This window comes from Shigella sp. FC1967, assembly GCF_001743005.1.
Classification (GTDB): Bacteria; Pseudomonadota; Gammaproteobacteria; order Enterobacterales; family Enterobacteriaceae; genus Proteus.
In genome coordinates this window covers 1-230 of sequence record NZ_MIIZ01000373.1, presented here as the reverse complement: position 1 = coordinate 230, position 230 = coordinate 1, and the positions used below count along the sequence as shown (strand labels likewise).

1 pseudogene is annotated in these 230 nt (G+C 45.7%); it reads right to left on the bottom strand.

Annotation, left to right across the window (positions count from 1 at the left end):
* Window positions 1–185: pseudogene (rplF, locus tag BHE89_RS03290) on the bottom strand (50S ribosomal protein L6); the annotation flags it as partial.
* Between the last annotated feature and the right edge of the window lie 45 nt (window positions 186–230).

The window sequence follows — 230 nt, the reverse complement described above, 5'->3', positions numbered from 1 at the left end:
TGCATCAGCAAAACCATCGCGTGGAGCGAAAGTTAATTGGTTGTCAGCATGTTGAATTTCAACTGCATTATGGATAGTACGAGTTAGCTCGCCGTTTTTTACCCTTAATCGTAATTACCTGACCGTTGAGTTTTAACCTCTACGCCGGCAGGAATGACGACGGGTGCTTTTGCCACACGAGACATTCTTTCCTCCCGAATTAAGCTACGTAGCAGATAATCTCGCCACCA